Source organism: Rhizobium leguminosarum bv. viciae USDA 2370, from assembly GCF_002008365.1.
In the GTDB taxonomy this organism is placed as follows: domain Bacteria; phylum Pseudomonadota; class Alphaproteobacteria; order Rhizobiales; family Rhizobiaceae; genus Rhizobium; species Rhizobium leguminosarum.
In genome coordinates this window covers 1-4360 of the sequence record NZ_MRDL01000049.1, presented here as the reverse complement: position 1 = coordinate 4360, position 4360 = coordinate 1, and the positions used below count along the sequence as shown (strand labels likewise).

The 4360-nt window shown below is 57.0% G+C and carries 3 protein-coding genes and 6 pseudogenes; 6 read left to right on the top strand and 3 right to left on the bottom strand.

Annotated elements, in window-relative coordinates; all coding sequences use genetic code 11:
- From BS629_RS26230 to BS629_RS26225, 3 genes and pseudogenes are all read left to right on the top strand, one after another.
- Positions 1-416 (top strand): hypothetical protein (locus tag BS629_RS26230; RefSeq protein WP_245315113.1); only part of this gene is annotated, 416 nt, incomplete at its 5' end.
- 19 nt (positions 417-435) lie between these two features.
- Positions 436-675, top strand: coding sequence for a hypothetical protein (locus BS629_RS40005; protein WP_245315112.1), 240 nt, complete (start codon positions 436-438; stop codon positions 673-675).
- Positions 639-1390: pseudogene (locus BS629_RS26225) on the top strand (IS6 family transposase). The gene BS629_RS40005 and the pseudogene BS629_RS26225 overlap by 37 nt, the downstream one beginning before the upstream one ends.
- A gap of 281 nt (positions 1391-1671) precedes the next feature.
- Here the strand turns inward: BS629_RS26225 and BS629_RS26215 are convergent.
- Positions 1672-1808: pseudogene (locus BS629_RS26215) on the bottom strand (IS6 family transposase); the annotation flags it as partial.
- 50 nt (positions 1809-1858) lie between these two features.
- On the opposite strand from BS629_RS26215, the pseudogene BS629_RS26210 reads away from it, so the two are divergent.
- Positions 1859-2006, top strand: a pseudogene (locus BS629_RS26210) (transposase); the annotation flags it as partial.
- A gap of 425 nt (positions 2007-2431) precedes the next feature.
- On the opposite strand, the pseudogene BS629_RS26200 reads toward BS629_RS26210, so the two are convergent.
- Positions 2432-2756, bottom strand: a pseudogene (locus tag BS629_RS26200) (IS6 family transposase); the annotation flags it as partial.
- Positions 2757-3080: 324 nt separating this feature from the next.
- On the opposite strand from BS629_RS26200, the gene BS629_RS26195 reads away from it, so the two are divergent.
- Complete coding sequence (locus BS629_RS26195; protein ID WP_077988544.1) at positions 3081-3737, top strand: response regulator transcription factor; 657 nt, start codon at positions 3081-3083, stop codon at positions 3735-3737.
- 150 nt (positions 3738-3887) lie between these two features.
- Positions 3888-4052 (top strand): annotated as a pseudogene (locus BS629_RS26190) (transposase); the annotation flags it as partial.
- 60 nt (positions 4053-4112) lie between these two features.
- Here BS629_RS26190 and BS629_RS26185 read toward each other — a convergent pair.
- Positions 4113-4268, bottom strand: a pseudogene (locus BS629_RS26185) (integrase core domain-containing protein); the annotation flags it as partial.
- Between the last annotated feature and the right edge of the window lie 92 nt (positions 4269-4360).

Below are 4360 nucleotides of genomic sequence, written 5' to 3'. Positions count from 1 at the left end.
AGTTCGACGCGCAGCTGCAGGCGCGCGGCATCACCTCGATGAAGCCGCCGAAGTCGCACACGCCGGCCATTGAGAAAGGCGACTACCAGTTCACCCGGTCCAAGCAGATCCTGTCGGCCACCGGGCTGGTGCTGGAGACCTACAGCTGCCTGCAGCGCAACATGCTGGCGCAGCCGCTGGAGGCGCGACGCCAGTTTGCCGAGCGTGCCGTCTTCGGCACTTACGAGGGCATTCATCCTGAGCTCATGACCGACATCCGCGCCCTGTTGCAGGAAGATCGGCCGGATGGCCAGGCCCTCCATGAGCTCATCGCCCGGGCGGGGGAAGACGGCAAGGCCGCCAGGCATCCGGTGGCCTGCGAACTGGCCGCCTTGCTGGTAGCCGAGCTCCAAGGACTGGAACCTGCAGCTCAATAGCGAGCCGGCTCATGAGCCGTTGGACGTCAAGCAGCAGTTAGCGCGATCCGTGGTCTCAACCGGCGCTAACCTTGTCGTCAGCGCCAACGCCGGTGCGCTCTTCCCGGAACTCAACAAATCTTATCCGGCAACCGCCGACGCAAGGAAGCGCATTGACTTCCTGCTCAACCACTACAAGCCGCGCATCGACCCGCGGCCCGACGGCTACAACCCAGACGGGCGATGTCACGTTGTCGGCAACTTAACGGGTGGCGGATAATTCGGTTGAGATGACCTCATCGACCATCAGCTACAAGAACCACCGCTTTCCACCGCAGATCATCGCCCGTGCGGTCTGGCTGTATTTCCGGTTCCCGTTGAGCCTGCGGCTGGTCGAGGAAATGTTGCTGGAGCGCGGCATCGTCGTTTCTTACGAAACGATACGGCGGTGGTGCCGCAAATTCGGGGCGGCCTACGCCAAGCAGTTGCGTAGAAAGAAACCGTCGCGGAAGGATATCTGGCATCTGGACGAGGTCGTGATTTCCATCGGCGGTCAAAAACATTGGCTTTGGCGCGCCGTTGACCAGGACGGCTACGTTCTCGATGAGATCGTCCAGACCCGCCGCGATACCAAGGCTGCCAAGCGATTGCTGGTCAGGCTGCTGAAGAAGCAAGGTCTGTCGCCGAAGCGCATCGTCACCGACAAACTGCGCTCATACGGCGCGGCAAAACGGGATGTAATGCCCGGCGTCGAACATCGATCGCACAAGGGCCTTAACAATCGCGCAGAGAATTCTCACGTGCCGCTTCGAAAACGAGAGCGGATGATGCAGGGCTTTCGATCCGTCGGAGGTTTGCAACGTTTCATCTCGGTCTTTTCAGCAGTCCGAAATCTTTTCGTCGCGCCGCACCAGAGACACTCAGCCCTAGCCACCCATATTCATCGGATCCGCGCCATGGCGCAGTGGAAAGCCGTGACCGCTGCAATTGCATGAGTTTACCGACAAGCGACTTTTCGGCCGTTGATCAAACAACGTGACATCGCCATGCCCGTTTCTCTGGAAATAGCCGACACCGTCAGCCCCTGCTGATGCAGATCCAGGATCATGATCGTCTCCCTCAGCTTGATCACCAATGTCTCCCTTCCGACCATCGGAAGGAGTATCGGCGATGACGCGCCGCTGGTCTTCCGGGGCGCGCCCCGGAAGACCAGCGGCCGCAGCACCTGGGGAAGATTCAAACGGCACTAATGGGGAGTATTGCTCCGGTACTGACAGACGCCACGCGCTGCCAGCATATCCTCGACCATCCGCAGGCTGAGCGGAAACCGGAAATAGAGCCAAACGGCATGGCCAATCCCTCCGCTGGAAATCGGTGGCGACGATAAAGGGGATCACGGGTAAATCTGGTCATCCCGCCAGATACCAAATTTTGATCGATGCTCGGTTAACGTTACGGTGCCCTTCGAGGTTCTGCCGCGTCGATGGGTGGTCGAACGGACCTCCGCCTGGCTTGGCAGATGCCGAAGATTGGCCAAAGACGTCGAACGCTCCATCGCATCACCGAAGCGTGATCATGATCGCCCACATTCGTCTCATCACCCGACAGCTAGTACCACGCCACAGAGATTATGACGGTTTGTCTTATCGTAGAACTGGCAGGGCTTCTGGTGGGATGAGAAGTTGGATGCTGCGTGCGGCGCCTGGCACGCGAGATATAAAACCCGCCTTCTCGAGGGTCAGCACCATCTGGTGAACAGACGGAGCCGTAACGCCGAAGTGGCGACGCATGTCGGCTTTGGTGCCATCGGCAATAAGGTGCCAATCTTACTGATGAATCCGGGAGGCGCAACCAGCCCACCTCCCTGAACGAAGCCGGAAAACTCCAGCCTCCGGTGGTCCAGAATCCTGGGGCGGTTCATTAATGGGCCGGACTCTAATCCATCCTGGAGGAAATTCGCAGTGGCAGGTCAAAGTTGTTGCGAACGACGTCCACCGTGTCGTCGATGTCGAGCGTGATGTTTTCCGGCGGCACGGCATAAACNGTTTGCGGCCGCCGATGGAAATCACCACCTCGTCCAGATGCCAGATATCCTTTCGCGACGGCTTTTTTCTGCGCAACTGCCTGGCATAAGCCGTTCCGAATTTGCGGCCCCATCGCCGGATCGTTTCATAGGAGACGACAATGCCGCGCTCCAACAACATTTCCTCGACCATCCGCAGGCTCAAAGGGAACCGGAAATACAGCCAGACCGCACGGGCGATGATCTGCGGTGGAAAGCGGTGGTTCTTGTAGCTGACGGCAGGACTGTTCATCCCAACCCATTATCCGACAACCGTTAAGCCGCTCACAACGTGACATCACCAGTGCGACTATTCGATCGAGTGCCTCGTGTGCGGGCGGATTGTGGAAATCCAGATATAAAATCGCGTCGCCAATGCGCCCAGCAGGTCGCTTCGGGGAATCGCCGCAACCTATCAACAACCACTAATGGCAAGGGAGAAAACGATCCGACTTTCAGGACGAGCGCTTTCATCAGGCGTATCTTTTTGGTGCGCTGATGTCGCTTTTCGCAGCGTAGCTGAAAAGCGTCTGAAGGAGTGAGAGTTTGGGGCACGGCGATTCAGGATAACGTCAGGTTTAGCTGCTATCGAGAGAGAATGACAACCCGGGGATTGCTGTACGATGCGAATACTGCTCATTGAAAACGACGAGGCCATCGGGAGTGCTGTGCAATACCGTATGATAGCCGATGGGCATGAAATTGACTGGGTCAAGACCCTCTCCGAAGCACGAAAGCACGAATGTACGGGTTCCTACGAGATGATCCTACTCGACAATTCTCTACCCGACGGCAACGGCATCGATTACCTGCGGAATAGGAGGCGGCTCAATTCCGCACCGACCATCGTTATGACGTCTCACACCGAGATCTCGGATCGTATCAAGGTCCTCGGTGCCGGAGCCGACGATTACATGGGCAAGCCGTTCTCCATGAACGAGCTTTCTGCTCGCATTGGCGCTGCGGTGTGTAAACTTGAATACCTTCGACATAGGGCATTTGAGATCGCGGGTCTGATAATAGTTCCGTGCGACCGACGCCTCAGCCGCGACGGTAGGGCGGTCGATTTGACTGCAGCCGAATGGTCAGTGCTCGATTGTCTTCTGGAGCAGCCCGGTGCGCTGGTCTCGGATGACACAATTGTGGATGCTCTCTGTAGTTTAGATTCGGAAATCGGCAGCAATGTAGCGGAGTTATATATCTGCCGCCTCCAGAAGAAGATCGGCGAAAGACAAATAGAAACCATACCCGGTCTAGGTTATAGGTTGGTGCTCAGTTGAGGAGCTTACAGCACGTCCAGCGCAACCGTGTAACGTCTATTCTCCGCCGCACTCAAACCCATGGCTGATCGGTTTGAACCCTTCAAACTGGACCCGTTTTTGGTTAGAGTTTTCCATGCATTTTCCTGGCTGGAGAACGAACGGAAGACGATGAAGACATCGCAATATTCGGACACGCAGACGGTGTTTATTCTGAAGCAAGGTGATGAAGGTGTGTCGGTGGCGGAGACCTGCCGCAAGGCGGGGATCAGTCAGGCGACCTACTTTCGCCTGGAAGAAAAGTATGCCAGCATGTTGCCGCCGGAGATGAAGAAAGAGCTGGTTCGGTTTGTCTGAACAGTTTCGGGCGTTTCGCTAAGTGGATTTCTGCCTCGATTATGCCGCCACCATCATTGGTGTCAGCGCGTTGAAGTAGGCCTGATCCGGCGTCTGCCGGTCAAGGGATGAATGTGGGCGTCGGCCATTGTAGAAGGTCAGATATCGGCCAATGCCGACGCGGGCCTCGGATACGGTCTTGTAGGCGTGGAGGGCGATGTCACGTGGTTTGATCAACGGCCGTAAAGTCGCTTGTCGGTAAACTCATGCAATTGCAGCGGTCACGGCTTTCCACTGCGCCATGGCGC

What these genes read in the sequence shown, in the direction of transcription:
- BS629_RS26195 (WP_077988544.1), top strand. Translation starts at nt 3,081, where the DNA reads ATGCGAATACTGCTCATTGAAAACGACGAGGCCATCGGGAGTGCTGTG.